The sequence below is a fragment of the Streptomyces sp. f51 genome (assembly GCF_037940415.1).
GTDB lineage: Bacteria > Actinomycetota > Actinomycetes > Streptomycetales > Streptomycetaceae > Streptomyces.
Genome location: NZ_CP149798.1, coordinates 5,253,635 through 5,279,882 on the forward strand (window position 1 = coordinate 5,253,635; position 26,248 = coordinate 5,279,882).

Here is a 26,248-nt window from a genome sequence, read left to right on the forward strand (position 1 = left end):
GTCAGGCGGTCCCCCGTTCGCCGGCCGCGTCCTTGGCCCGGGCCGCGTTCCACGCGCTCTCCAGCTCGCGGATGCGGGCCGAGTCCTTCTCGATGGCGTCCCAGTCGTCCGCGCCCTGGATGACCCAGCCCAGGCTGGTGGTCACGTCGTTGGTGAGCGGCATGTCCCGGCCCTCGGGCGGGATCGCCATGGAGTGGGTCGTGGGGAGGTCGGCGATCGCCTCCAGGATCTCCATGTGGTGCACGGGGCCCGCCAGGTCCGAGCAGAGCCAGAGGGTGCGGACCTCTCTGACGAGTTCGAACGACGGCACGAACTCCCCGTCGAGGACGTGCCGTACGGTGCGCTCGATCTGGTTGTCGCCGGTGGCCAGGGACCCGGAGATCATCATGCAGCTGCCCGAGTAGCGGGCGGCCAGCTCCACCAGGCGCGGCCCGTCCGGTGTCATGATCGCCTCGGCGTGGGTGGAGCCGTTGCGGATGCCGACGGCGTCGGCCGCGCGCATCACGTACGGGGCGAGGACGGCCACGTCGGGGTGGTCGGGGGCCAGGAAGTCGGCGACGTCGTAGATGCCGTAGCGGGGGCCCCGGTCGTGCTTGGCGTAGACGCAGGTGTCGACCAGTCCGTGCCGCCCGTCCACCGAGTACAGGTCGACGATGTACTCGGGCCCCTCCAGGAACTCCTGCACGATCACGGTGTCGTTGCGCAGCTCGAACCCGTTGACCCGGCCGAGGATGTGGGTGAAGTGGCCGAGCCACTCGCCGCCGGCCGGCACGAAGTGCACGTTGTCCGTCCCGGCGCTGTGCGGCGGCTTCAGGATGATCGGCCGGCCGGTGAGCCCGTTGGACTCGATCCAGGCCGCGGCCTCGGCGGGGTCGGCGGTCGACAGGGTGCGCGGACCGGGTACTCCGGCGCGCTCCAGGGCGCGTGCCATCTCCCCTTTGTGGCGCTGGTATTTGGCGGTGCCGGGTACGTTCTGGAACTGTGGCATCAGGCGTTCCACGAGTCGCGCGGCGAATTCGACACCGCTCTCGTTGCCGGTGACGATCCCCACCGGGTCATAGGATTCCACAATCTTTACCATTGCTTCGAAGTCGCCGTCGAAATAATGGACGGCCTCGAAGTCGTCGGGGTACCAGATGTTCTTCTTGACGAATTTCGCGAGGGGCCGTGGGGTGCTCATGACGGTGACCGGCTCCACGCCCCTGGCCCGGAAGGCGCTGGCGAAGCCCCGGTCGTCGCCGTCCCTGATGTGGTAGCCGTCTACGACGATCACGTGCCGCCGCCCAGTGGACTTCATGACTCAACTCTGCTGGCCGGGACGGCTCCGGCGACAGTGGCGGAACTGACACGCAACCGCGATTTCCTGCCAGCCGACCCCCTGGACGCGAGGGCGCGGCCGGGCCGGCGCGGAGGCCGGAGCGGGGTGTTGATCCGCTGACTTCCGATATGCGCCGGTGGTTGTGATTGAGCCGTTTCTGTCATAGGGCAAGGGACCTATGGCGGGAGGAAGGACGACTGGCTACTGTGGCCCACGCCCGGTCGAAATTCTGTGTGAAGGTGACGTCGATTCGCCGAACAGGCCGAGACGTCTGGGTGCGCGTCGCCGTTCGTCATGCAATTTCTCGGTCGGAATTCCGAGTCAAGTCGATGAAGGCGGGGACGGACTGTGGAATCGCTCGGATGGGGCGGTCGGGCTCCGGAGCAGGAACGAATAATCTCCTGGCAGGCTCCGCCGCTGAAATTCGGTGTCGGCGCCACCGGGGAGATCGGACACGAGCTGCGCAGGGCCGGCGTCGCGTCGGTGCTGCTGGTGACCGATCCCGTCCTGGCGGCCCTCGGCCTGCCCGCCCGGGTCGCCAAACAGATCGAGCAGGAGGGCATCTCGGTCACGGTGTTCGACCGGGCCCGGGTGGAACCCACCGACACGAGCGTCGCCGAGGCGGCCCGCGAACTGGAGACCCTCCGGGTGGACGGTTACGTCGGACTCGGCGGCGGCAGCTCGATCGACACCGCCAAGATGCTGAACCTGCTGCTCAGCCACCCCGGCCGTCAGGTACGCGACTACCTGAACGCCCCGATCGGCGCCGGAGCCCCGGTTCCCGGCCCGCTCAGGCCCCTGGTGGCCGTGCCCACCACGGCCGGCAGCGGCAGCGAGTGCACCGCCATGGTCGCCCTCGGCGTCACGGACCTGAACGTGAAGACCGGCATCAGCGACCTGCGCCTCATGTCCTCGCTCGCGCTCGTCGACCCGGTGAACACCCTGACCCTGCCCCCGGCCGTCACCGCATCGTCGGGGTACGACGTCCTCACGCACGCCTGCGAGTCGTACACGGCCCGCGCCTACGACCGGCGCCCCGCCTACCCCGCGCCCGGGGACCGGCCGCTGTACATCGGCGCCAATCCGATCAGCGACGTGTGGGCGGAACAGGCCCTGGACCTTGTCGGCCGCTATCTGCGCCGGGCCGTGCTCAACTCCGCTGACCTGGAGGCCCGTACGGGAATGAGCCGGGCGGCGAGCTTCGCGGGCATGGGATTCGGCAACGCGGGAACCCACATCCCGCACGCCTGCGCCTATCCCGTGGCGGGAATGGTGCGGGACCACCGGCCGGACGGGTACGAGGTCGACCACGCCATGGTCCCGCACGGCGCCGCCGTCGTCTCCACGGCCGCCGCCGCCTTCGAGTTCACCTATCCGACCTCCCCCGAACGGCATCTGCGCGCCGCCGAGTTGCTGGGCGCGAACCTGAACGGGGTGACGGCGGCGAACGGTTCGGACGTGCTTCCGGCCACGCTGCTGAGCATCGTGGCCGACACCGGAGGACCCACCGGGCTACGGGACTTCGGCTACACAGCCAAGGACCTCCCCGGCCTCGTCGACGGCGCGCTCAAACAACAGCGGCTGCTCGTCTGCTGCCCGCGGGACGTCACCGCACACGATCTCGAACGGGTCGTCGCCGGCTCCATGACCCACTGACCGACCGGACGAGCACGCCCCCACGCCAAGGAGCTGGATGCACCCGTGAGTGATGCAGCGATACCGGAACACCCGGCCGTCATCGCGGGGAAGCAGGTTCCCACGGACCGGTGGATCGACGTCCTCGATCCCTCGGACGCCCGCACCGTCGCCCGCGTGGCCCGGTGCGGCCCGGCGGAGGTCGGGGCCGCGGTGGAAGCGGCCCGGCACACCCACGAGACCGTCTGGCGGTTCACGACGCCGCAGGAACGCTCCCGGGTCTGCCGCCGCATCGCCGGGATCCTGAGCGCCCGGCGCGAGGAACTGGCCGCGCTGGAGACGCTCGACACCGGCAAGCCGCTGCGCCAGTCGCTGGCCGACGCCGACGTGGCCGCCCGCTACTTCGACTTCTACGCCAACGCCGTGGAAGGACTCGGCGGCGAGACCATCCAGCAGCGGCCGGACCGCCCTGCCTTCACGCTGCGCGAACCGTACGGCGTGTGCGGGCACATCATCCCCTGGAACTACCCGCTCCAGATCGCCGCCCGAACCCTTGCCCCCGCCCTCGCGGCCGGAAACTGCTGTGTCCTCAAGCCCGCCGAGGACGCGCCGCTGACCTCCCTGAGACTCGCCGCCATCGCCGAGGAGGCGGGCCTTCCGGCGGGAGCCCTGAACGTCGTACCGGGACTCGGAGCGGAGGCGGGCGCCGCGCTCGCCGCGCACCCCGGCCTCGACCGGCTGGCCTTCACCGGCTCGCGCGAGGTGGGCGAGGCCGTGATGACCGCGGCGGCCCGCACGATCGTGCCGGTCACCCTGGAGCTCGGCGGGAAGTCCCCGCACCTCGTCCTGCCCGACTACGACGCCGCCCGCGCGGTGCCGCAGATCGTGGAGTCGATCACCGAGCACGCGGGACAGAACTGCTCGGCCGGCAGCCGGCTGCTCGTCCACCGCTCCGTCCACGGCGAACTGGTGGACGCGCTCGTCGAACGGTTCCGCGCCCTGACCATCGGGCCGGGCAGGACCGATCCCGACATGGGACCGCTGATCTCCGCGAAACAGCGCGCCAGGGTGCTCGGACATCTGGCCCGGGGCCGGCGTGACGCCGTCCTCCGCACGGGCGGCGGGGTCCCCGGAGGGAAGGCGTACGCCGACGGCTTCTACGTGGAGCCCACCGTCCTCGACGAGGTCACCCCGGAGCACCGGGTCTTCAACGAGGAGATATTCGGTCCGGTGCTGTGCGTGTCGGTCTTCGACTCGCTGGAGGAGGCCGTCGCGCTCGCGGAACACACCACGTACGGACTGGCCGCCGGCGTGTGGACCTCCGACGTGACCCGCGCCCACTGGCTCGCCCAGCGACTGAGGGTGGGGCAGGTGTTCGTGAACAACTACAGCGCGGCCGGGGGAGTCGAGCTGCCGTTCGGCGGTTACCGCCGCTCGGGAATCGGAGTGGAGAAGGGACTGGAGGCGCTGCGCGAATACACGCGGTGCAAGACGGTGGCGATCCACGCCCAGCTTCCTTCCTGACCCGGTACGCCGGATATTCCACACGCCCTCGGCCCTACGGAGAAGAGCGGTTCGGTCAATTCACCTCGGTGGAGGGAGTTCATCTGATGTCGCCTGTTGTGCGCGGTTCGGTCGAGGAACTGAGGACTCGGCAGTGCTGCGCGGTCTGCGGTGCACCGGCCCAGCCCGTGACGGCCCTGGCCGAGGGTGTCGCCAAGGTGCACAAAGCCCTGGGCGAGGCACGGGACGCCCTGGAGGCCCAGGAACAGCTGATCGAGGACTTACGGGCCGACGGCCGCCGCGACGCGGCCGTCGCCGCCCCGCCGCCCGCCGCCGGCGAAGCGCCGGGGACGCGCCAGGCCCTCGCCGTGCTGACGGCCCGCGAGCGTCAGATTCTGGTGCTCATCTCCCAGGGGAATTCGAATCGGCGGGTGGCCAAGGCGCTCGGGATATCCGAGAAGACGGTGAAGAACCATCTGTCCGCGGTCTTCATGAAGGTCGGCGCGTCCGATCGGACGCAAGCCGTCGTCATGGGCATCCGCAGCGGGATCGTGTCCATCGGCCAGCCCGTCGACGATGTGTCCCACCCCTGAGCGCCGATGAGTGAATCCCACCGGCTTCCGGGTCCATGCCGTGAGTATGAGCGTCGATCCGGCCATGCGACAGCGGAGGGACTGTCAGAACACCATGTATTACTGCCACATTGGAAAACATGCTGAAAAACGTAGCCGCGGTCCTGCTCGACAACGTCCATCCCTTCGAGCTGGGTGTCGTCTGTGAGGTATTCGGGATCGACCGCCGCGAAGAGGGTCTGCCCGCCTACGACTTCGCGCTCGTCGCCGCGGAATCCCCGTCGGTGCGGGCGGTGCCCGGGTTCACCATCAGCACGCCCTACGGCCTCGACCGGCTGGAGGAGGCCGACCTCATCGCCATTCCGGTGGGGGACGACTTCCACACCCGGGACTTCCCGCCCGCCCTGCTGGAGGCCCTGCGCCAGGCGGTGGCCCGCGGCGCCCGGGTGGTCAGTGTCTGCGTCGGCGCCTTCGTCCTGGGGGCCGCGGGGCTCCTCGACGGACGCCGCTGCACCACCCACTGGCGGTACGCCGAGGCGCTCACCGAGCGCTATCCCAAGGCTCGGGTCGAACCCGGAGTGCTGTACGTCGACGAGGACCCGATCCTCACCTCGGCCGGCACCTCCGCCGGCATCGACGCCTGTCTCCACCTCGTGCGCAAGCTCCAGGGCAGCGATGTCGCCAACGCCATCGCCCGGCGCATGGTGGTGCCCCCGCACCGGGAGGGCGGCCAGGCCCAGTACATCGAACGGCCGGTGGCGCAGTACGGGGAGGACGGGGTGCGCGAGGTGCTGACCTGGGCGGAGCGGAACCTGGACCAGGAGATCAGCGTCGAGCTGCTGTCCGCGCGGGCCTGCATGTCACCGCGCACGTTCGCCCGCCGCTTCCGCGCGGAGACCGGGACCACGCCCTACCGGTGGCTGCTGGCCCAGCGGGTGCTGAGCGCCCAGCGGCTGCTGGAGAACACCGACGAGACGATGGAGGCCGTGGCGGCCCGTACGGGATTCGCCAACGCGGCCGCCCTGCGGTACCAGTTCGTGCACTTCCTCGGCACCACTCCCCACGCGTACCGGCGGGCCTTCAGGGGCCGCTCACCGGACGTGACCACGTACTGAGCCCCGTACGGGGCGACAGGAGGACGGGAATGCTGCGCATCGCGGTAGTCGGCGCCACCGGAGCGGTGGGCCGGGAATGCCTGGCCCTGCTCGACGGCGGGATCGTGCCCGTGGAACAGGTCGTGCCCGTGGGATCGGCGCGCAGCGTCGGCCGGGACCTGGGCTCCGAACTGGGACTGTCCCTGCCCCTGGCGGACCTGGTCACCCTCGACGGTCTCGACCCCCGGGGTCTGGACGTCGCCGTCTTCTCCGCGGGTGCGGAGGTCAGCGCCCGGGAGGCGGAGCGGCTGGCCTCGGCCGGGGTCCTGGTCGTCGACAACAGCTCGGCGTTCCGGATGCGTCCCGACGTCCCGCTCGTGGTGCCCCAGGTCAATCCCGGCGCACTCGACGACCGGCCGGCGTCGGGCCTGGTGGCCAACCCCAACTGCTCGACCATCCAACTGGTGCGCGCCCTGCACCCGGTGCACGAACTGGCCGGCCTGGAGAGCGTCGTGGTGGCGACCTATCAGGCGGCGTCCGGCGGCGGGCTGCGCGGTCTGGGCGAACTGGCCGAGGGATCGAGGGCCGTCCTGGACGACCCCCGGACGCGGGGCGCCTCCGGCGGCCGCTTCGGGCAGCCGCTGGCCTTCAACCTCGTGCCCGAGATCGGCCTCCAGGACGAGGACGGGTTCACCCACGAGGAACGCAAACTCGTCCGTGAGCCCCGCAGGATCCTCGGTCTGCCGGACCTGAGGGTGAGCGCCACCGCGGTACGGGTGCCGGTCTTCGACTGCCACTCCGAGGCCGCTCACCTGCGGCTGCGCGGGCCCGTCAGCACCGCGTCGGTCGAGGAGGCGCTGGCCGCGACCCCCGGCCTGCGCCTCCACCGCCGCTCCGACAGCCCCTCGTACCCCATGCCCCGAAGCGTCTTCGCCCGGCGCGAGGACCGCGCGCTGGTGCATGTCGGCCGTGTCCGCGTCGAGCCGGAGGACGACCGGGCCCTCGCCTTCTGGGTGGTCGCCGACAACCTGTGGGTGGGGGCCGCGCTGAACGCCCTGGACATCGTCGCGCTCGCGGTGAAGAACGGGTGGCTGGGATGACGGCCCGTCCCGCGCCGGACGGCCGGCCGCTGGTGCTGAAGTTCGGCGGCTCCGCCTTCGCCGACCTCGACGGCTACCGCCGCGTGGCCCGGTACGCGGTGCGCCGCCACGCCGAGGAGAAGCGCCCGCTGGTCGTCGTGGTCAGCGCGATGTCCGGTACGACGGGCAGACTTCAGCAGACCCTGGACGCCCTGGCCGCCGACCCGCCCGCCCGCGCCGCGGCGATGCTCCTCACCGCGGGCGAGACGGTGAGCGTCGCCCTGCTCGCGGCCGCCCTGGACGCCGAGGGCGTCCCCGGGTGCCCCGTGCCGGCGGCGGCCACCGGGCTTCTGGCCCAGGGGCCCGGGGACCGGGCGGAGTTGATCTCGGCCAGTCCCGGGGCACTGAGCCGGGCCCTCGCGGACTGCCCGGTCGCGGTCGTCCCGGGCGGGCAGGCGGTCGACGCGGCCGGGCGGACCGTCATGCTCGGCCGCAACAGCTCGGACCTCTCCGCGGTGGCGACGGCCGCGGCCCTCGGCGCGGACACGTGCGAGCTCTTCTCCGACGTGCCCGGGGTGTGCACCGCCGACCCCCACCTCGTGCCGGAGGCCCGTGTCCTGACCCGGATCAGCTACGAGGGAGTGCGCCGGATGTCCCGTCACGGCGCCAAGGTCGTCCACGAGGGCGCGGTGGACTGGGCGGAGCGCTCGGGGGTGCGGGTGCTGTGCCGGCCCTTTCCCTGGAGCGGGGGACCCGAGGGCGGGACGGCCGTGGGGACGGGTCCCGCGGCGGCCGCGGTCGTCGTGCGCAAGGACAGCGACGTGTGGTGCTTCCGGTCGGGCCGGGAACGCCGTTCGGTGGCCGGACGGCTGAGGGCCGAGGGCCTGACCGTCACCGGGTTCGACACCGCGGGCGAGGTGTGTCTCGCGGTGCCGGCCGGGGCGCGGGGCACGGCCCGGCAACTGGGCACGGCACGGCTCCTCGAAGGTCTGTGCCTGGTCACCACCCTGCGTGCGGACGGCCGGGCCGAGCACACCCTGGTGCCGCGCGCCGAGGCCGCGGCCGAGGCCCGCGGACGCCACGGCCTGCTCTACCCGTCCGCCGCCGACACCCCGGCACGGGCGGTGTCCCCGTCCGTCAAGCCCCGCTCCCCGCACAGCGACGTCCTGGTCGGCCCGGGCCCCCTGCTCCCCTCCGTCCCGGACCGCGCGCTGCCGCGCGATTCAGCCACTCCTGACAGTCCGTCCGCGCGGGCTCGGCCGGCCCCTCGAGCGACGGGACAACCCGAGGGTCCCGGCCCGTCCCGGCACCCCCGACACCTTGCCTGAGCTGCGAGGACACACTGCTCACGTTCGGTACGGTCCCTGTGACGGACCGCCATACCCACGAAGAGCGGGAACATGTACACTCGTCCGAAGATTGGACCAAGTGGATTCCGCCGAACAAACCCTGACGATGAGTCAGGGTCCGGCGAGCTCCTCTTGACCTACTGATATCCACTTCGTGGTGACGGTCATGGTCCGTGGCTCAGGAGCTGGTCGGGGGGCTGGTGTGATGGCAGCGACTGCATGCGATATTGCCGAATCGTTCGGCCTCGATACCGAACTCGTCTTCCTTGAACCGCGATGGTGGACTCCAGGCCCGCGCGCCAAGTCCGGCAAAGCATGACTCATCACGACAACTGACTGACCATCACCATGGAACGGAACTTGCCGGGGCCCTGGTGATAAAAACGCCGTCGCCGACAGTCAAGTCCATTGACCAGGTCCTGTCCTAGGCTATCCGGGGGAAACCAGTGCTGCAAACCTTGCTGAGCAAGCCTTGCTGAGCGTCCATGGCCCGAGACGGGCAGTAGGCGATTTTTCCGAGCCGACGGTCCCCGCAGTCGATGAATTAGATCACTGTATCATTCATGCCCTGCGTATTGACGGCCGGGCGCCGTTCAGTCGGATCGCCGAGGTTCTGGGCGTCTCCACGCAAACGGTCGCCCGTCGCTACGGGCGGCTGAGCAGCGAGCTGTCGCTTCGCGTCGTCGGGGTGGTGAATCCGCGTCAACCGTCGGGCGGCAAATGGATTCTGAGGCTCACGGCCAGCCCGAACACCGCTCAGAGCGTCGCGCACAGCCTGGCCCGGCGGGACGACACCACCTGGGTGCGGCTCGTGTCCGGGGGGACCGAAATATGCTTCGTCATGAGCTCCGCGGCGCACCATACGCTGCTGTTCCGCGAGATCCCTCGTGTGGGCAACATCGCCGAGGTGTCGGCGCACCGCCTGCTGCACACCTATTTGGGCGGTCCCACCGCATGGCAGGGGCACACCACCGCGCTCACCGACGAGCAGCAGGAACAACTGCGCCGTGGACTCGACTCGTCGGATGAGGCCGACGAGCCCAAGCTCCGTTCGGCCCTGACCCAGGCGGACTGGCAGCTGCTGGCCGCGTTGCAGAACAACGGCCGCATCAGCTACACGGACCTCGCCGCCGAGACCGGTCAGTCCTCCTCGACCATCACGCGCCGGCTCGCGGCCTTGCAGGCGGGCGGCATGCTCACCTTCGACGTCGAGATCAGTGCGGAGGTGTACGGCATCACCACGCAAGCCCTGTTGTGGATGTCCGTCGCCCCCGCGCACCTGAACCAGGTGGCGAACACCCTGATCCAGCACAGGGAACTGGCCTTCCTGGCTTCGACCACCGGCCCGACCAACCTGGTGGCCCTCGTCCTGTGCAAGAGTCCCAGCGAACTGCACGACTACCTGGCCGACCGGCTCAGCGCTCTGGACGCCATCCGCATGCTCGAAACGAGTCCGGTCCAGAGGACCCTGAAGACCTGTAGTCCGTTCCTGCACAGCAGCCCCAGACGCATCAACTCGGCCTGACGCGGGCTCCCTGGCTGAACTCCCGCCGAGTTCAGCCAGGGGAAGCGGCGGCCTCTCGGCGACCTCTGGCCGTCAGTGGTTGTAGACGAGGTGGGATATGCGTTCGGCGAGCATGATCGTGGTGAGGTTCGTGACGCTGGACGGCACGTACGGGATGATCGAGGCGTCCACGACCCGCAGGGCGGCGAGTCCGTGCACGGCGCCGCGGGAGTCGACGACGGCCCGAGGCGAGTCGGCGGCACCCATGGGAGCGGTCGAGGTGGGGTGACCGTAGATGGAGAGGCCGGATTCGACCACCCGCGTCAGTTCCTCGGCGTCGTCCGGCAGTTCACGCGGCATCAGCAGCCCGGCGAGCGACGGCGCGAGTGCCGGGTCACGGGCCAGATCACGGGCGATTCGTACGCCTTCGAGCATGCGACGGCGGTCGCGCCCGGTGCCGAGGTAGTTGTGGTCGATCAAGGGCTGGGCGAGCGGATCGCGGCTGGTGAGACGCACCGTGCCCTGCGCCTCGGGGAGCACGAGGGCCGTCGACAGGGCGATGACCCCGCCGTCGGGCATGAACGGAGCCCCGCCTGGATGCACGGCGACGACGTTCAGGTCGAGTTCACCGTCCGCGGCCTCGCTGGAGGCCGTCCACAGCAGTGCGCCGAGGGCCGGGGACATCTCCCCCCGCCCCGGGGCGAGTGCGTGGACCGCGGGGCAGAAGGGGTGGTCTTGCAGGTGCTGTCCGACGGGCAGGTCGGCGAGGGGCTCGATGCCCAGCGACGCCAGTTCGCCGGCGGGGCCGATGCCGGAGCGCAGCAGGATCGCCGCGCTTCCGTAGGTCCCGGCGGAGAGGATCACCTCGTCGGCATGGTGCACGGTCCCGTCGGCGGTGACCACTCCGGTCGCACTGCCGCCGCGGAACAGGACCCGGTCGACGCTGACGGCACCCTGCACCGTGAGATTCGGGCGAGCGCGCACCTCGGTGGTGAGGTAGACCAGTGCGGTGTTCTGCCGGATCCCGTCGAGGACGTTGACCGCGAAGGCCCCGACGCCGTCCTGCTCGGCACCGTTGAAGTCGCTGATCCGCTTGTGGCCACGGGCGACCGCGGCGTCGATGAAGCCACGATGCGCGGGGGTCAGCTCGGAGTCGGTCAGCTGGCGCACGGGCATCGGCCCGCTTCGCCCGTGGAACTCGTCCTCGCCGGTGGGGGTGTTCTCCAGGTCGCGGAAGTACGGCAGGACGTCGGCGAAGCTCCAGTCGTCGAGCCCGTCCTCGGCCCAGCGGGCGAAGTCGCGGGCGCGGGCGCGGAGGGCGGCACCGGCGTTGACGGCGGAACTCCCGCCCATCACCTTGCCGCGCAGGGCGGTCATCGAGGGGGTCAGCCGCCCGCCCCGCGAGGTGTATCCCCAGTCGTGATCGAGATCGGCGATGCGGTTGGCGTCGAGCAGCGCGTCGGGGAACCGGGTGGGGCCGTAGTCCGGCCCGGCCTCGAGCAGCACGACGCGCCGGGCGGGGTCCTCGCTCAGGCGCGCGGCGAGCACCGCGCCGGCCGACCCGCCGCCGACGATCAGGACGTCGGCCGGTTCGACGGAATGGGACAAGGTAGGAACCTTTCGGTCTCGCTGGAGTCGGAGGGAGCGTCCCGGAACCACGTTCAGTTCCGGATGACGCCCTTGTTCCGCATGAGGAAGTCGGCCAGGTAGCCGTCGTGCGGTACCGAGGGATCCATCCAGTGGGTGTACTGGCTTCCCAGGTACAGGTTGCTGATGGTCGGCTCGTCGAGCAGGCGGTCGACGAGGCCGCTGTCGTGGGTCATCGCGTTGAGCACGAGCGTGTTCCTCAACGGCTCCGTGCCGGCCTCGGGTGTCCACGGCGCGATCCACACGCAGGGGAACGGCAGTTCCACTCCGGTCTGCGGCGCGGCCGGATCGTCGAGTTGGAAGACGGCGGGCATCAACGCGGCGCTCCCGTCGCCGAGTTCGCCCACGACGCCGTCGCCGCCGAGCCAGGGCCTGGCACCGGCCGCCTTCTTGAGCAGGTGCGCTTCGATCGCCCTGGCGACCGCGACCGGCTGTACGGGGAGTACGGCCTTGTCGTCCTCGGGCGGCAGGGGGGTCGCGGCGGACAACCGCGCCGCGACCGCCTCGGCGAGCGGAGCCGGGTCGCCCTCCACGAAGACGGCCGTCGTGTTCACGCATCCGGTCCCGCCGTGGCCGCTCACGGACGAGACGATCACGTCGAGGTGGTCGCGCCAGTCCACGTCGGCCGTGATGAGGATCTTCGACCGGCCCGGCCCCTGCGGCAGCACCGTCGCGGCCCCGCCGTACTTGCGGGTCACCTCCTCGCCGCCGTACACCATCCCCAGGTCGGCGCCGCGCAGGACGGCGTCGGCACCGGCGTGGTCGGTGGGCAGGAGCACCACCTGGTCGTCGGCGAATCCCGCGCTCCGCAGTGCCGACACGAGCCGGTGCGGGGTGAAGGGATCGCGGCTCGACGGGCGGACCGCGACGCGGTAGCCCAGCGCCAGTGCCTCCGGCCACAGGCTGTGGGTGCCGGGATGGTTGCCCGCGGCGTGCACGGCGAACACGTCTCCGCGCCGTGTCCACACCGAACGCCCGGTCCGCGTCAGCGGATCGCGCCAGTCGTCGACCGCCCCCCGGGGGCGCGCGTACTGGATGCTCGCATGAGCCTTCGCCACCCGCTCGGCGACCGTCGTGGTCGCCGTGACGACGGAGGAGACCGGGACGCCGCCGACCCGGCTGACAGCGTGCTGGTACTCCTCGACGGTCAGGCCGTCGAGCGTCGCGGTCGCGAAGAGCTCGGCCGCACGGATCATCGCGCCGGCCCGTTCGTCGGCCGGCAGGATGCTGCTCCGGCGCAGCGCCGCCATGGTGCGGTTGACGTACAGCGGCGGCACGAGGCTCAGTTCCGCGACGGCGGTGCCCGCCACATCGGTGACCGTCTGGATGTTCCTGGCGCGGTAGGCACCCGTCGCGCCGAGCGCGGGGAGGCCGATCATCAGTAGACCCCCTCGATGACGTCCTCGTCCTCGAAGACCGCGACCGTGGAGATGTCGGCGACCGAGTCCCCGACCAGGCCGTTCACCTGGGGAATCCGGGTGGCCAGGTCACGTTCCAGGTTGCTGGGCAGCAGGAAGGACTTGCTGACGTGGTTGACCAGCACCCGGCCCCGCTCTCCGTAGGGCACCGGTTCGAGGCCCTTGGCGTCGACGACCGTGAAGGTCACGTAGGGGGAGAGCGAGTCGAAGACACACGGATCGTCGAGGGAGATCCCGGCGCGCTCGCCCGCGACCCCGATGATCATCGTGCTTCCGTACTCGCCGCAGAGCGCGACCTCGGGGAACACCTCGGTCTTGAAGAGGTGCCGGGAGTCGGCGTCCATCTGCGTGCCTCCCCACCTGATGCACTTCACCCGCTCGTTCACCAGGGCGACCAGCTTCTCGTCCCTGGACAGCCGTTCCAGCAGCGGGGGAGTGATGGTGAGCAGGCCGATGTCCTGCGTCCGCAGGACGTCGGCGGCCTGGTCGATGAGGTGCTGGGCGTAGGCGTCGACCTGCCCGAACTGGCCTTCGGAGATGAGCCGCTTCACCCAGCGCGGGTCGAGGTCGATCGTGAAGCCGTGGCGGCCGTGCGTCACGGCGTGCTGCCGGAACAGGGTGCCCACGACGTGCGGCCCGGTCGGGATGATTCCCAGCCAGTTTCCTCCGCGCGGCACACCGTGGCGGTCCAGGTTCGCGTTGCTCCAGCTCACCATGCGGTGCAGCCAGTCCCGCATCAGAACGACCCGCTTCGGGGCGCCGGTGGTGCCGCCGCTCTCGAAGAACCCGATCACGTCGGGGTCTTTTCCGTATCCCCTGGGAATCAGGTCCTCGCCACGGACGTCACGAAGCTCCGCGGCCACGTTCGGGAAGAGCCGGAGGTCCTCGTGCGTCTTGACGTCGGCTCGCGGATCGAAGCCGAGGGTGGCGGCCCGGTCCAGCCAGAACGTGCAGCCGGTCTCGGGGTTGAAGTGCCACTCCATGGCGGCGCGGATGAACTCGTCCGGGTCGGGCTGGACGTCGTACGGAAGATCCAGGATCTGGTCTGCGGTAAGAGGCATTGTCTCTTCCTCATGGAAAGGGTCGGGTGTGTCCGGGCACGACGACGATGCCGCCGGGGCCGTGAAAGGCGTTGAACGTCAGGGGAGTTCGCCCAAGGAGCGGGACTACGGTTGCAGCCGGCTCGTACGCCACCGGAGCGCGTCGCGGTCGTAGCGCAGCCTGCGGTGCAGTCGGTCCGAGCTCGCGGACCAGAATTCGACGACGTCGGGCCGGAGCCGGTAGCCGACGAAGAACTCGGGCCGCGGCTGGGGCTCCCCGGCCAGTTCCAGGGTGCGTGCCCTGGCGCGCAGAGCCTCGACGTCCTCCAGCGGCTCGCTCTGCTCGGTGACCGTCGACATGGCGTGCAACGGAGTCGGCCGGGCGGACCACAGGGCATCCGACTCGGCGTCGGGCAGCAGCTCGACCGGACCGGAGACGATGATCTGCTGACCGGTCTCCCGCCAGTACAGCAGCCCCGAGGCCCACCCCGTGGCGGCGAGTTCGCGTCCCTTCTGGCTACAGCTGTGGCTGGTGAACACCAGACCGAGATCGGTGACCTCGGTGATGGCGACGATCCGGTTGGAGGCGCGGCCGCGCGAGTCCGCGGTGGCCAGGGCCAGCGCGCTGGGCTCGCGGACTCCGATGTCCCGTGCCTCGGAGAGCCAGCCGCGCACCAGTCGGAGAGGCTCCGACGGCGGCTTGTCGTACTCGGGGAAGGGAAGATCGACCTTCCCGCTGAGGGACTCGTATCCGCTTGCGTCCATGACAGGGCTCCCGTCAGACATTGATGGTTCCCTCGGCGACCAGGGCGGCGTGTCCGCCGACGTGGACCGAGCCGACGGACTCGCCGACCCCTTCGGCGGTCGCCCTCATGACCGACGGGCGTCCCATTTCCACGCCCTGGGTGATGGTGATCTCCTGCCCGTACGCGGCGAATCCGTGCCGGGCCAGGTGAATCGCGAGAGGCCCGGCGGCGGAACCGGTCGCCGCGTCCTCGACCACGCCGTAGGCGGGGGAGAACATCCGAGTCCGCCAGCCCCCGTCCGCCTCGGCGAAGCAGTTGGCGGCCATGTCGGGGAAGCGCGAGAGGGCACGGTGATCCGGGTGGAGAGCGGAGAGCGCCTCGACGTCGCTCAAGCCCACGAACACGTGACGCGGCCCGTTGTGGTAGATCTCGACCGGGGCCGTCGACGACTCGACCCCGAGTGCGGCCAGGAGTTCAGCGGCGAGATCGTAGGGCTTCGAAGTGGGAACCGGCTGCTCCATCCGGACCCACGCCGCGCCGTCGCGGGTGCCCAGTTCGAACGGGATGGCACCCATCGCGGTCTCCAGCAGCAGCGTGTCGCGTCCCCGGGTCCGGCCGAGCGCGTAGGCCGTGCCGAGCATCGGGTGCCCGGCGAACGGCAGTTCGTTGACCGGGGTGAAGATCCTGATCCGTGCGTCGCCGCCCTGCTCGGCCGGCAGCACGAAGGTGACCTCGGAGAGGTTCATCTCCTTCGCGATGCGCTGCATCGTCTCGCCGGTCAGATCCTCGCTGTCGAAGAAGACGGCGACCGGGTTGCCCAGCAGGGGCTCGCTGGCAAAGGCGTCCACGACCATGTATCGGTGCATTACGGGCACTCCAGGGCTTGTGCCGGTGCCGAGGGCCCGGCGGAGAAGGCGAGGCCGAGCGCGTCGATCCCCTCGGCCACCGCTGCGACGTCGAATCCGGTGCGGTGGTCGGGTGCGTACCCGATCAGCTCGGCCGCCCGGTTGGGGGGCAGCTGCTGATCCGCCGGAACGTCCGAGTCCCACCACATGACCGCGCCCCAACGGCCGCGTTCACGGTCGGCGATCCACAGCTTCAGGCGCAGTCCCCTGACCTCGTGCCACGGCTCGACGGAGCCGTCACGAAGATCCTTCTCCAGGGATTCGACGGTCTGCTGGGACCTGGCCAGGTCCCACCAGACGACATCCACTCTCATCGTCCGAGCACCCCCTGTATCGCCTCTCCGATGATGCGCGGGCCGTCGACGGTGAGTACCGACTCGGCGTGGAACTGCATCGAGGCGAAGCCCGGTCCGCGCAGCGCGTTCACCTCGCCTGTCTCCTGGTCCCGGCTCACCTCGACCACGCCGATCCCGTCGACGGTTCGCCGGCTCAGCGCGCTGTGCGCGGCGAACGTGTTGTAGAAGCCCACGCGTTCGGGCAGGCCGAACAGTTCGATCTCACGCTGTACGCCCTGGTTGGGTACCTCGCGGCGGTGCAGCTCGAAGCCGAGCTTCGTGCTGAGCACCTGATGGCTCAGGCACACGGCCAGCATCGGCCGGCGACTCGCCAGCGCGGTGTCGATCGACTGCCGCAGCTTGGCGATCTTGGGGTGGGAGGTCGCCCGCGGATCTCCGGGACCGGGGCCGAAGACCGTCAGGTCGTAGCCCGCCACGTCGTACGGCTCGTCGAAGCGGCGGACCTCCACGGACAGCCCCAGTGACCGCAACTGCTGGTCGAGCATCGCGGTGAAGGTGTCCTCCGCGTCCACGACCAGTGCCGTCATGCCGTCCAGCGGGGTCGCGGCCGACGGGCGGTCGTCCTTGTCCCTGTCCCGGAGCCAGAAGCCGGCGATCCCCTCGTTGCGGCGTTCCAGGGCGGCGAGGACCTCCGGGTCGGCCGCGTAGCCGGACGGACGGTCCGACTTGAGCGCGTTGAGCAGGGTCGCCAGCTTGCCGTGGGTCTCGGCGGCCTCGGCCATCGGGTCGGAGTGGCGCACCAGCGTGGCCCCCACGGAAATGTTCATCCGGCCGCCGGGATCGATGTCGGCCGTCCGGATCAGGATCGCCGAGTCGAGCGTCTGCTGTCCGGCCGCGTCCCGTCCGATCAGCGCGGCCACCCCGCTGTAGTAGCCGCGTCCGTTCGGCTCGTAGCGTGAGATGACCTTGGCGGCGCTCTCCAGCGGGCTTCCGGTGACGGTCGGGGCGAACATCGTCTCGTGCAGGACCTCGCGCACATCGCGGTTGGTCCTGCCCTCGATCAGGTATTCGGTGTGCGCGAGGCGTGCCATCTCCTTCAGGTACGGCCCGTGGACGCGCCCTCCGTCGTCGCACAGCCGGGCCATCATCTTCAGTTCCTCGTCGAGGACCATGTAGAGCTCGTCGGTCTCCTTGGTGTCCGCGAGGAACTCCATGACCCCCTTCAGGCTGGGGCCGCCGGACGGATAGCGGTACGTGCCGCTGATCGGGTTCATGACGGCCGTACCGCCGACGAGCGAGACGTGGCGCTCCGGTGTCGCACCGACGAGCGTGTTGCGGCCGGTGTGGATGATGAAGGTCCAGTAGGCCTTCTCCTCGCGTTCCAGCAGCCGCCGGAAGAACGAGAGGGCGCTGGTCAGTGAGTAGTCGCCGATGTCCGCGACGAACGAGCGCTTCATCACGAAGTTGGCGCCCTCGCCGGTGCCGATCTCCTCGGTGACGATCCGGCGCACCATCTGCGCGTAGGCGTCGTCGTCCATGTCGAAGTGACCGTCGGTCAGTTCCGTCGGGACCTGCGGGAAACCGGCGAGCGCTGCGGCGGCCGGCACCGTGTCGCGAGCGGTGAGGCCCATCGCGAGCAGGGGCGTGGCGTCGTCCCGTGCGGCGAAGCCGCGGTCGGCCAGCTGCCGGTAGGGGACGAGCACCAGTGTGTCGAGTGCGGGACCCGGCCCGGAGTCGTCGGCCAACGGGATGTCGTCCAGCGACTTGTACTCGGTCACCTGGCCGGTCAGGACGTCCAGCGTGCCGGGGGAGCCGCTTTCGGGCCGGTGGATGATCGCGAAGGCGGGGAGTTCCAGCGCGAGTACCTGCTCCAGCAGGGCGCTCATGCCAGCACGTCCTCGGTCCGGACCACCATGGCGCAGCACCGTGCCGCGTATTCGAGGGTCATCTTGTGGCGGTCCTCGGAGAAGTCGCCGAGCGCGTCGGCGACCAGGAAGGGCTGGACGTCGTTGGAGAACGCCTCGAGGGCGGTCGACAGCACACCGATATGCGCGTAGACGCCGCAAATGATCAACTGGTCACGCCTTAGTGCGCGCATGCGCTGGAGCAGCTCCGACTTGAAGAACGCGCTGTAGCGCCATTTCGTGCTGACCCAGTCGTCCGCGTCGGGTTCGAGTTCGGGAACGACCGCGCGTTCCGTCTCGTCGGTGCGCATGCCGGGGCCCCAGAAGTCCTTCAGGAGCCCACGCTGCTCGTCCGTCATCCCGCCGGGCTGCGCGGTGTAGGCCACCGGCACCCCCAGCGCTCCGCAGCGCTTCTTGAGGTCGGCGATGTTGCTCACCAACTCGGTGCGCATGCCGTCCTCGAAGGGCTTGAGGAAGTAGCTCTGCATGTCGTGGATGAGGAGCACGGCCCGGTCCGGGTCCACGGTCCAGCGCACGGTGTTCTCCGGCAGCGCGTCCCTCGGCGGCAGTCTGTACGGCGCGATCGGTGGTATTCCCGTCATCACAAGGCTCCCTCTCTAGGAATCTCAGTACTCGGACCACGCCGCGACCACCTTGATGGCCTGGGGGGCGTTGAGCCGCGGATCGCACAGGCTGGTGACGGGGCCCGACCCCAGCTCGGCCGTGTCCAGCACGCACTCGGTCACGTCGTCGGGGGTCGCCTCGAGGTGAAGTCCCCCGGCCGGAACCCCCGCCAGGTCCAGGACCCGCCGGAAGCCGCGGACTTCCCGGGCGACGGTTTCCACGAGCCGGTACTTGGTGCCGTCGGCCGCGCAATCGGTGTTGCCGTGCATCGGGTCGCTGAGCCAGATCACCGGGTGCCCGGCCGACTGCACGGCCTCGACGAGCCGGGGCAGCCTGTCGGCGACGAGGTCGGCGCCCATGCGCACGATGAGTGAGAGCCGGCCCGGCTCCCGCTCCGGGTCCAGCCGGTCGCACAGCTCGACGATCTCGCCGGCGGTCATCGACGGGCCGACCTTGCAGGCGACCGGGTTGGCCACCTGGGCGAGCAGTGCGACGTGCGGGCCGTCGATCTGCCGGGTCCGTTCGCCGATCCACGGCCAGTGGGTGGAGCCGAGCAGGTACCGGCCGCCGTCGAGCTCGCGGAGCATCGACATCTCGTAGTCCAGAAGCAGCGCTTCGTGGCTGGTCCAGACGACGGGCCCGTGGGGCCGGGGTGCCGATCCGACCCACCCGAGCCGCGTCGTGATCTCCCGCGCCGCCATGTAGCCCGTGAGCATGCGCAGTGGATCGGGACGCCTGCTCTCGCGGGTGGGCTCCGGCCCGTTGATCATGTGCCCGAAGAAGGACGGCAGTTCGTCGTCGCCGAGCTTCTCGACCTGGCTGGAGCGGGGCTTGCAGAACTGCCCCGCGATCCGCCCGACCCGCAGCGCGGGCCTGCCGGTTGCGGTCTCCAGGTTCTGGGCGAGCAGATCGATGAGTCCGGTCTTGCCTCGAATGTGCCCGGCGGTGCACTCGGCCGGGTCCTCCGCGCAATCCCCGGCCTGGAGCACCTGCATCTCGCCGGTGGCGACGCGGGCCAGGTGGGAGCGGAGGTTCTCCACCTGCGCCGCGGTCACCAGCGGTGTGACGGACGACAGCATCGCCCGTACGAGCTCGACCTGTGAGGGACTGTCCCATTCGGGCTGATGGCGTGCCTGGGCCCTGTCGATGTCGGCAAGGATGTTTCCCATAACGACCTTCTCCGTTGATTGATAAGAAGACGCCTGGCGAACGGCGTTCAGGTCGGTATGTCGGCCCGCTTGACCTGAGGGACGGCGATGCCCAGGGCCCTGAACTGCTGGCAGGGGTTCATGAACTCGCGCTGGCGCTTGATCTTCCCGTTCTCGAACAGGAAGGAGTGCAGGAAGTGATTGCGGTAGTGGCCGTCGGGATAGTCGGCGAAGCGGATCGTTCCCTCGCCGTCGCATTCGACCCAGAACTGATTGGGGTCCTGCGTGTCGAAGATCTCGACGTTCGTCCAGACCCAGTCGGGGAAGCACTTGAGCGACCACTGGCCGTGGTCACCCAGTCGGTCCCGGCCCGTGATGACGATCGGCTCCCCGGTTTCGGTCGTCCAGAGACCACCGGTGCCGTCTTCGGTGAACAGAAGATGGCGGCGCAGGCGATCCTCCCCGCGGGTATTCATGTACTGCGCCACGATCGCGCGGTTGTTCGCTCGCAGTTCCGCGTCACCGCGGGAACTCGACAACGTATCGGTGGTTTCGGCGGTGCCGGTGATGTCGACCATTGGCTCTTCCTTGTAGTGCCGAAGTAAAGCGGGATCACCGCGCGCACAAGGGCAGACAAAACCAGGCATGACGACGCCGAAAGAGCACCATCATGCATTGGTTCATGCGATTTCTGTTGAGCCCCCCTCCCGCGCCCGGCGGGTAGGCGAAATCTTGTTCACACCCTGGCTGGTTCGGGTAGCCGATGACCGCTGTCTGACCGAAAAATTCCAGCCGGTATCACTGTCTGACGGATCTGCTCCATGGCGGGTGCGATGAGGGCGGCGAGGACCGCGGAAAGAGGGGGCCGCCAGGAGAGTGGGCCCGCCCGGGAGACCCGGTCGACGGCGTCCCGTCCGCGGCCGGCCGGCCGGGCCGGCCACCCGAGCGGCGCGCGTCCCTCCCGGTGACCCCGCTCGACCGATCGGATCCCGGAGCGACGGCCCGTCGACCGGCCGGAAGCCGGCCCGCCCGTCGGCCTGCACTCCTGTCCCCTCTATAGGGACGCCCGCGACCACTCCTGGTGCCGGCCCGGAGCTCCGGCCCGGCACCAGGTGCCCGGACACGTGCCGCCGGCGCGCCCGCGCCTCGCGTCCGACGTGAATTTTGGCCACACGAGCCGGGCTCGATGGAACGAACAAGCCAATACGGCGCCCTGTGCGGTGGCCAAACGTGGGGGCACTTATGTTCGCGGGTGCGCACCGCACATCTCGATGATTTCCAAATCGAAGGATTCGGGAAACCATCGCCCGGGCGTCGGCCCGATCACCCATTTATTGCAGGACGTACCCCACACAGGACACTTGCCCAACCAGAAGGAATTCCAGTGAAGCGTATCGGCGAACATGCGGTGGTGCTGGGAGCGAGTATCTCGGGTCTACTCGCCGCCCGGGTGCTCTCCGAGGCATTCGACCGGGTAACGGTGGTAGAGCGTGACCAGCTGCCGGAGGGGCAGCGCACGCAGCGGCGAGGTGTGCCGCAGGGCCGCCACGCCCATGGCCTGCTCTCCAAGGGCGCGAAGATCTTCGAGGAGCTGTTCCCCGGGATACTCGACGACTTCGTTTCCGGTGGCGCGCCCGTCATCGACGGACCCTCCGAGCTGCGGATGAGCTTGGGCGGGCACTTGTTGTGCATGGACGGCGAGTACGCCGATCTGTCCCGCACCTACCAGCCGAGCCGGCCGCATCTGGAGAGCCGGCTCCGCGCCCGCATCGGGGATCTCGCGAAGATCAAGGTCATCGACGAGTGCCAGGTCACCGGCCTGGAGACCACCTCGGACAAGGACGCCGTCACCGGTGTGTGCGTCCGGTACGTGGGCAGCGGCTCCGAGGACGTGATCCCCGCCGACCTGGTGGTGGACGCGACCGGCCGGTCCGGACGGACCACCAAGTGGCTGGTCGAGATGGGATACGAGCCGCCGCTCGAGGAGCGTATCGACGTCGACATCATGTACACCAGCCGCTATCTGCGGCCGGCCCCCGGTTCGATGGGCCGTGAGAAGGTCGTGATCATCGGGCACGCACCGGGGAGCCCCAAGGGCGCGGAGTTCCTGGAGGAAGAGGACGGCCGCTGGGTCCTGACGCTGATCGGATACCGCGACCACCATCCGCCGACCGACCCGGCCGGGTGGGTGGAGTTCGCCAGGCCGCTGGTCCCCGAACACGTCTTCGCGGCGATCCGCGACGCCGAGCCGCTCAGCGAGATATCAGCGCACCGGTTCCCGGCGAGCGTGCGCCGCCGCTACGAGAAGCTGACCCGCTTCCCGCGCAGGCTGCTGGTGGTGGGCGACGCGATATCCAGCTTCAACCCCATCTACGCCCAGGGGATGACGGTGGCCTCGCTCCAGGCGATGGCGCTGCGTGACTCGCTGAGCGGTGACCTCGATCAGGTCGCGCAACGGTTCTTCCGCAAGGCCGCCAAGCCCATCGGTGTCGCCTGGAAGATGGCGACCGGCAGTGACCTGGCTCTTCCTCAGATCGAGGGCCCGAGGCCGCTTCCCGTGCGGCTCATCAACTCCTACATGGACAAGGTGCTCGCCGCGGCCGAGACGGACATGGTCGTGGCCGAGAAATTCCTGAAAGTCCAGTACTTGCTCGAACCGCCGACAGCGGTGTGCACCCCGGGCATCATGTGGCGCGTTTTCACGGCCAATCGCCGGCGGCGCTCCGCAGCACACACCAGTTAATGGAGGTAACGAAATGCCCCTCTCCATCGCCGACAAAATCCTTCGGCTCTCCCTGACCACGTTCCCGTTCATCGATGCGTCGCAGTTCTTTCCGTCGCTCTCCACGTACAAGGTGGACAGGGCCTTCGAGCTCGCCGAGTTCGAGGAGGCCATGAAGCACTTCTTCCGGGGGAACCCGCTCTTCTCCAAGTGCCACCTGGTGGAGCTGACCTTCGACACTCCCGAGGACTTCCCCCTCTCGTCCTTCCAGGAACTCCTCGCGGAAAAGTACGAGAGCTACTACGACAGCTTCCTGCTCGCCTCCGTCACCTATCGCTCCGACCCGCACCTCCAGGGCATCTTCACCTGCATACCGTTCCCCTTGCAGGACGGATACAAGGTCTTCCGGTTCCACCAGGCGCTGATGAGCACCCTGAAGACTCGGCAGGACGGCTTCCGGATCGCCGAAGGCCTCGCGGAGCTGGAGATCAGGGCCGACGAGCTGGAAGCCTTCCTGCCGCCCGCTCAGTCCTCGCCCTCCGGTGCGACCAAGGAGCTCCCGGTCACCTTCACCGAAGGCTCCGCCGCGCCGGTCAGGATCGGCTCCTTCCTGGAAAGGATGAGGACGGACTTCCTCGACCGCGACAGCGCGAACATGTTCGTCCTCAAGAACAGCCTTTACTCGCCGAAGCTGCCCCTCGGCAACACGCTTCGGTTCCTGACGGTGCCGCGCAGCGTCATCGAGCAGAGCTCGGGAATCCAGATCCGTGACTACTACCGCGCCGAGGAGGAGCGCGAGATCGACGCGCTGTCCCGCATCGAGCGGCGAGAGGACTTCGTCGAGGCCGGCCAGGCCCGCATCGGGAAGATGATCGCCACGCCCGACGTCTTCGCCGTCAACAACTACGGCAACGTATCGGCGCACGACGGAACGGACGCCCGTGCGGACCAGGGCACGCTCGTGAAGTACGAGTGGCACATGCCGCTCATCGTGCTGGGGCTCACCGTGGGCGAGAGGTCCGGGCTCTCGTGGACCATCACCATTCGCGACAAGGCGTTCAACTTCGCGACGGTCCGTCGAACCTCGCCGCAGGACGACACCGTCAAGGCGGCCACCGGAGGCAATCCGGCAGCGGCCGTCGCATGAGACCGCCGGTGACGTGCAGGAACGAGGGGTCCGAGGCTCGGCCTCGGAGTAAATGACGTGACCCGCTCGTCTTCCACCGGTCGGGTGGCCGGGGGCTCGTGCCCCCGGCCACCCGACCGCGTCCCTGCCTCCGCCGCACCGATGGACACGTACCCAATGGACGCGCCGAGCGGTCCGCAACGATGCCGCGAACAGACGCGAGAGGCCTTTTGATGACCATCCCCGCCCTCCAGACGCTGACCCTCGCCGACGACCTGAGCATCACGCGGATGGGATACGGCGCGATGCAGCTGACCGGTCCCGGTGTCTTCGGACCCCCCAAGGACCGCACTCGGGCGATCGCCGTGCTGCGCGCAGCGGTCGAGCTCGGCGTCACCCACATCGACACCAGCGACTTCTACGGGCCGACCGTCGTCAACGAACTGATCAAAGAGGCCCTGCACCCCTACCCGGCCGGTCTGCACATCGTCACCAAGGTCGGCGTCCGCCGCAGCGCCACCGGCGGCTGGATCACCTCCCTGGACCCCGCCGACCTCAAGGCCCAGGTCCACGAGAACCTCCGGCACCTCGGCCTGGAGACCCTGGACGTGGTCAATCTGCGCACGGCCGCGTTCGGCGGTGACGGGTCCTCGGTCGCCGAGTCGTTCGGCGCCCTGGCCGACCTGCGGGAGCAGGGCCTGATCCGTCACCTCGGCCTCAGCGGGATCACCGGCGCCCAGCTCACCGAGGCCCAGGCCATCGCCCCCGTGGTCACCGTGCAGAACCAGTACAACCTGGCCGACCGCGCCGACGACGCCCTCGTCGACCGCTGCGCCGAGGAGAACATCGCCTACGCCGCGTTCTTCCCCCTCGGCGGCGGATTCCACCCCCTGCGGTCACGGACCCTGCGCGACGTCGCCCGCCGCCTCGGCGCCACCGAGCAACAGGTGGCGCTCGCCTGGCTGCTGCGGCGCTCGCCCACGACGGTGCTGATCCCCGGAACCTCCGGCGTCGCTCACCTGCGGGAGAACATCGCCGCGGCCGACCTGCGACTGCCCGACGAGGCGATCGCCGAACTCGACACCGTCGGGCAGTGACCCCGTGGGCCCGTGTGCGGACCGCGGGAGCCGCTGGACCTCAACTCCAGGTTCCGCACCCGCATCGACGGCAGACTCGAACCAGACCAGCAGGACCACGCGACACTAGAGAAGGCGGCAACCCATGAACATTCGAGACCTCCACAACGAGTTCACCGCCGACCGCGCCGCCGCCGAGCGCGCCTACTACGGGAAGTACCTCACGCTCGAGGGAGTCTCCATCCGTACGGGCGAGAGCCAGTACGGCACGCCGGTGGTGGACGTGTCGGACTCCGCCGGAGGCCCCCACCTCGCCATCTTCGTGCTGCCCTTCGACCACCGGATCAAGGAATCCTTCCGGCTCGTGCGAAGCGTCCCCCTGGGCGTCCCCGTCACCGTCAGGGGAGAGTGCCGGGTCTTCAGCGAGGACGGAACGGTGCTGGTCATCAAGGAGTGCGAAATCCTCACCCCGTGAGTCCCTTCGGGCCATCTCCCGGAGCGGCACCGCGTGACGGTCCAGCGGGCGGGGTGGGCCGGCGAGGTCGACAGGCACGGTCTTCCCGATCATGGGCTTCTCCACGCCCCGTGATCCGAGCGGAGGACCGTGCCTGTCCGCGCGTCATCGCCGGTGCCGCCCGCTCCTGACCGGCTCCGCGAGCCCCTGAGGGCGGGTGCGCGTGAATATCCACCACCAGGACGGTCGTCGGTGGAACGAGTCCGTCAATATCGCGTGATGAATTCCCCTCGGATCATCGACTGCCTTTACTTAAAGAGACACAGCCGCTCGTTCCGAAACGATCGCCCTTTCGCAGCGCTCGAGAAGAACGCATGACCGCGGACACGACCGACCCGCTCGCCGGCATTGACGGTGATGACGCATACGGGTTCGCGTCCTACACGAGAAATGGACCAGTCAGTGACCACGAATCGCACCCTCGTCATTGTCGCCCACCCGAACCTCGCGGAATCCCGTGGCAACGCCACCTGGCTCGCCGGGATCAAGGACCTGGACAACGTCACCGTCCACGACCTCTACGAGACCTACCCCGATTTCAAGATCGATGCCGCACGCGAGCACGAACTGCTGCGCGAGCACGACACCATCGTTCTCCAGTTCCCGGTCTACTGGTACAGCGTGACCCCGCTGCTCAAGGCCTGGTTCGACGCGGTGCTCGTGCACGGTTTCGCCTTCACCTTCGACGGTTCCGCCTCGGCGCTCCAGGGCAAGAAGGCCTGGCTGGCCGTCACGGTCGGCAGCACCCTGGAGACCTACGCCGAGGACGGCCTCGCCCGGCGGACCCTCGAGCAGTACCTCGCCCCGGTCGCTCAGACGCTGGAGTTCTGCCAGCTCGACTACCAGGGTTTCCACTCCGTCTACGGCATGATCTTCGACCCGCTGGACGAGGATCTCCTCCTGAACGCCAAGGAATACCGCAGGCTCCTCGCGACCAGTGAGACGCCGGTCGGCTGACGTCGATTATTCGTGAATTCCAAGAGTTCACGATTAATCACGGTGTTCCTTCTGGGGTTCGGCCCCAGGCA

The 26,248-nt window shown here is 69.4% G+C and carries 23 protein-coding genes and 1 pseudogene; 13 read left to right on the forward strand and 11 right to left on the reverse strand.

The window, feature by feature from the left end; genetic code table 11:
• Nucleotide 1: 1 nt before the first annotated feature.
• Nucleotides 2–1,297 carry an ATP-grasp domain-containing protein gene (locus WJM95_RS23015; protein ID WP_339131685.1) on the reverse strand — a complete coding sequence of 432 codons (1,296 nt, stop codon included), beginning with the start codon at nt 1,295–1,297 and terminating at the stop codon, nt 2–4.
• Between the two features lie 369 nt (nt 1,298–1,666).
• On the opposite strand from WJM95_RS23015, the gene WJM95_RS23020 reads away from it, so the two are divergent.
• The 8 genes and pseudogenes from WJM95_RS23020 to WJM95_RS23055 all read left to right on the forward strand — a co-directional run bounded on the left by WJM95_RS23020 (nt 1,667) and on the right by WJM95_RS23055 (nt 10,075).
• Entirely contained in the window at nt 1,667–2,974 is a 1,308-nt protein-coding gene (locus tag WJM95_RS23020; protein WP_339131686.1) for a hydroxyacid-oxoacid transhydrogenase, read from the forward strand.
• A gap of 45 nt (nt 2,975–3,019) precedes the next feature.
• The gene (locus tag WJM95_RS23025; RefSeq protein WP_339131687.1) at nt 3,020–4,477 is read left to right on the forward strand and encodes an aldehyde dehydrogenase family protein; all 1,458 of its coding nucleotides are present in this window, start codon (nt 3,020–3,022) and stop codon (nt 4,475–4,477) included.
• Nucleotides 4,478–4,563: 86 nt separating this feature from the next.
• On the forward strand, nt 4,564–5,049 hold the full coding sequence (locus WJM95_RS23030; RefSeq protein ID WP_339131689.1) for a LuxR C-terminal-related transcriptional regulator: 486 nt from the start codon (nt 4,564–4,566) through the stop codon (nt 5,047–5,049).
• A 119-nt stretch (nt 5,050–5,168) separates the two neighbouring features.
• A complete protein-coding gene (locus WJM95_RS23035; RefSeq protein ID WP_339131691.1) occupies nt 5,169–6,143 on the forward strand; it encodes a helix-turn-helix domain-containing protein in 975 nt (324 codons plus the stop codon).
• Between the two features lie 29 nt (nt 6,144–6,172).
• A complete protein-coding gene (locus tag WJM95_RS23040) occupies nt 6,173–7,222 on the forward strand; it encodes an aspartate-semialdehyde dehydrogenase (RefSeq protein WP_339131693.1) in 1,050 nt (349 codons plus the stop codon).
• Entirely contained in the window at nt 7,219–8,529 is a 1,311-nt protein-coding gene (locus tag WJM95_RS23045) for a hypothetical protein (RefSeq protein ID WP_339131695.1), read from the forward strand. The genes WJM95_RS23040 and WJM95_RS23045 overlap by 4 nt, the downstream gene beginning before the upstream one ends.
• Before the next feature lie 493 nt (nt 8,530–9,022).
• Nucleotides 9,023–9,196: pseudogene (locus WJM95_RS23050) on the forward strand (AsnC family protein); the annotation flags it as partial.
• Nucleotides 9,197–9,391: 195 nt separating this feature from the next.
• Nucleotides 9,392–10,075 carry an Lrp/AsnC family transcriptional regulator gene (locus WJM95_RS23055; protein ID WP_339135786.1) on the forward strand — a complete coding sequence of 228 codons (684 nt, stop codon included), beginning with the start codon at nt 9,392–9,394 and terminating at the stop codon, nt 10,073–10,075.
• A gap of 72 nt (nt 10,076–10,147) precedes the next feature.
• Here WJM95_RS23055 and WJM95_RS23060 read toward each other — a convergent pair whose 3' ends face one another.
• The 10 genes from WJM95_RS23060 to WJM95_RS23105 form a co-directional block, all read right to left on the reverse strand.
• A complete protein-coding gene (locus WJM95_RS23060) occupies nt 10,148–11,662 on the reverse strand; it encodes an FAD-dependent oxidoreductase (protein WP_339131697.1) in 1,515 nt (504 codons plus the stop codon).
• Nucleotides 11,663–11,715: 53 nt separating this feature from the next.
• Nucleotides 11,716–13,080: an aldehyde dehydrogenase family protein gene (locus WJM95_RS23065; RefSeq protein ID WP_339131699.1), complete on the reverse strand. Its 1,365-nt coding sequence runs from the start codon at nt 13,078–13,080 to the stop codon at nt 11,716–11,718.
• Nucleotides 13,080–14,180, reverse strand: a complete 1,101-nt coding sequence (locus WJM95_RS23070; protein ID WP_339131701.1) for a phenazine antibiotic biosynthesis protein — start codon at nt 14,178–14,180, stop codon at nt 13,080–13,082. Before WJM95_RS23070 ends, WJM95_RS23065 begins: the two co-directional genes overlap by 1 nt.
• Before the next feature lie 105 nt (nt 14,181–14,285).
• A complete protein-coding gene (gene phzG, locus WJM95_RS23075; RefSeq protein ID WP_339131703.1) occupies nt 14,286–14,924 on the reverse strand; it encodes a phenazine biosynthesis FMN-dependent oxidase PhzG in 639 nt (212 codons plus the stop codon).
• Between the two features lie 13 nt (nt 14,925–14,937).
• Nucleotides 14,938–15,771, reverse strand: coding sequence for a PhzF family phenazine biosynthesis isomerase (locus WJM95_RS23080; RefSeq protein WP_339131705.1), 834 nt, complete (start codon nt 15,769–15,771; stop codon nt 14,938–14,940).
• Nucleotides 15,771–16,124 carry a hypothetical protein gene (locus WJM95_RS23085; protein WP_339131706.1) on the reverse strand — a complete coding sequence of 118 codons (354 nt, stop codon included), beginning with the start codon at nt 16,122–16,124 and terminating at the stop codon, nt 15,771–15,773. Before WJM95_RS23085 ends, WJM95_RS23080 begins: the two co-directional genes overlap by 1 nt.
• A complete protein-coding gene (locus WJM95_RS23090; protein ID WP_339131707.1) occupies nt 16,121–17,992 on the reverse strand; it encodes an anthranilate synthase family protein in 1,872 nt (623 codons plus the stop codon). The genes WJM95_RS23085 and WJM95_RS23090 overlap by 4 nt, the downstream gene beginning before the upstream one ends.
• On the reverse strand, nt 17,989–18,612 hold the full coding sequence (locus WJM95_RS23095) for an isochorismatase family protein (RefSeq protein ID WP_339131708.1): 624 nt from the start codon (nt 18,610–18,612) through the stop codon (nt 17,989–17,991). Before WJM95_RS23095 ends, WJM95_RS23090 begins: the two co-directional genes overlap by 4 nt.
• A gap of 24 nt (nt 18,613–18,636) precedes the next feature.
• Nucleotides 18,637–19,803 carry a 3-deoxy-7-phosphoheptulonate synthase gene (locus WJM95_RS23100; RefSeq protein ID WP_339131709.1) on the reverse strand — a complete coding sequence of 389 codons (1,167 nt, stop codon included), beginning with the start codon at nt 19,801–19,803 and terminating at the stop codon, nt 18,637–18,639.
• Nucleotides 19,804–19,850: 47 nt separating this feature from the next.
• Nucleotides 19,851–20,360 (reverse strand): PhzA/PhzB family protein, encoded by a 510-nt coding sequence (locus WJM95_RS23105; RefSeq protein ID WP_339131711.1) that lies wholly within the window; start codon nt 20,358–20,360, stop codon nt 19,851–19,853.
• 902 nt (nt 20,361–21,262) lie between these two features.
• Here WJM95_RS23105 and WJM95_RS23110 point away from each other — a divergent pair.
• The 5 genes from WJM95_RS23110 to WJM95_RS23130 all read left to right on the forward strand — a co-directional run bounded on the left by WJM95_RS23110 (nt 21,263) and on the right by WJM95_RS23130 (nt 26,177).
• A complete protein-coding gene (locus WJM95_RS23110; protein WP_339131713.1) occupies nt 21,263–22,525 on the forward strand; it encodes an FAD-binding monooxygenase in 1,263 nt (420 codons plus the stop codon).
• A gap of 13 nt (nt 22,526–22,538) precedes the next feature.
• On the forward strand, nt 22,539–23,651 hold the full coding sequence (locus tag WJM95_RS23115; protein ID WP_339131715.1) for a hypothetical protein: 1,113 nt from the start codon (nt 22,539–22,541) through the stop codon (nt 23,649–23,651).
• A gap of 212 nt (nt 23,652–23,863) precedes the next feature.
• Entirely contained in the window at nt 23,864–24,727 is an 864-nt protein-coding gene (locus WJM95_RS23120) for an oxidoreductase (protein WP_339131717.1), read from the forward strand.
• A gap of 124 nt (nt 24,728–24,851) precedes the next feature.
• Entirely contained in the window at nt 24,852–25,181 is a 330-nt protein-coding gene (locus WJM95_RS23125; protein ID WP_339131719.1) for a hypothetical protein, read from the forward strand.
• A gap of 441 nt (nt 25,182–25,622) precedes the next feature.
• Nucleotides 25,623–26,177, forward strand: coding sequence for an NAD(P)H-dependent oxidoreductase (locus WJM95_RS23130; RefSeq protein WP_339131720.1), 555 nt, complete (start codon nt 25,623–25,625; stop codon nt 26,175–26,177).
• Nucleotides 26,178–26,248 lie beyond the last annotated feature (71 nt).

Excerpts from the sequence above, each read along its gene's own strand:
- WJM95_RS23015 (WP_339131685.1), bottom strand. The coding sequence starts at position 1,297 with ATGAAGTCCACTGGGCGGCGGCACGTGATCGTCGTAGACGGCTACCAC.
- WJM95_RS23030 (WP_339131689.1), top strand. The coding sequence starts at position 4,564 with ATGTCGCCTGTTGTGCGCGGTTCGGTCGAGGAACTGAGGACTCGGCAG.
- WJM95_RS23035 (WP_339131691.1), top strand. The coding sequence starts at position 5,169 with ATGCTGAAAAACGTAGCCGCGGTCCTGCTCGACAACGTCCATCCCTTC.
- WJM95_RS23040 (WP_339131693.1), top strand. The coding sequence starts at position 6,173 with ATGCTGCGCATCGCGGTAGTCGGCGCCACCGGAGCGGTGGGCCGGGAA.
- WJM95_RS23045 (WP_339131695.1), top strand. The coding sequence starts at position 7,219 with ATGACGGCCCGTCCCGCGCCGGACGGCCGGCCGCTGGTGCTGAAGTTC.
- WJM95_RS23055 (WP_339135786.1), top strand. The coding sequence starts at position 9,392 with ATGAGCTCCGCGGCGCACCATACGCTGCTGTTCCGCGAGATCCCTCGT.
- WJM95_RS23065 (WP_339131699.1), bottom strand. The coding sequence starts at position 13,080 with ATGATCGGCCTCCCCGCGCTCGGCGCGACGGGTGCCTACCGCGCCAGG.
- WJM95_RS23070 (WP_339131701.1), bottom strand. The coding sequence starts at position 14,180 with ATGCCTCTTACCGCAGACCAGATCCTGGATCTTCCGTACGACGTCCAG.
- phzG (WP_339131703.1), bottom strand. The coding sequence starts at position 14,924 with ATGGACGCAAGCGGATACGAGTCCCTCAGCGGGAAGGTCGATCTTCCC.
- WJM95_RS23080 (WP_339131705.1), bottom strand. The coding sequence starts at position 15,771 with ATGCACCGATACATGGTCGTGGACGCCTTTGCCAGCGAGCCCCTGCTG.
- WJM95_RS23085 (WP_339131706.1), bottom strand. The coding sequence starts at position 16,124 with ATGAGAGTGGATGTCGTCTGGTGGGACCTGGCCAGGTCCCAGCAGACC.
- WJM95_RS23090 (WP_339131707.1), bottom strand. The coding sequence starts at position 17,992 with ATGAGCGCCCTGCTGGAGCAGGTACTCGCGCTGGAACTCCCCGCCTTC.
- WJM95_RS23095 (WP_339131708.1), bottom strand. The coding sequence starts at position 18,612 with ATGACGGGAATACCACCGATCGCGCCGTACAGACTGCCGCCGAGGGAC.
- WJM95_RS23100 (WP_339131709.1), bottom strand. The coding sequence starts at position 19,803 with ATGGGAAACATCCTTGCCGACATCGACAGGGCCCAGGCACGCCATCAG.
- WJM95_RS23105 (WP_339131711.1), bottom strand. The coding sequence starts at position 20,360 with ATGGTCGACATCACCGGCACCGCCGAAACCACCGATACGTTGTCGAGT.
- WJM95_RS23115 (WP_339131715.1), top strand. The coding sequence starts at position 22,539 with ATGCCCCTCTCCATCGCCGACAAAATCCTTCGGCTCTCCCTGACCACG.
- WJM95_RS23120 (WP_339131717.1), top strand. The coding sequence starts at position 23,864 with ATGACCATCCCCGCCCTCCAGACGCTGACCCTCGCCGACGACCTGAGC.
- WJM95_RS23125 (WP_339131719.1), top strand. The coding sequence starts at position 24,852 with ATGAACATTCGAGACCTCCACAACGAGTTCACCGCCGACCGCGCCGCC.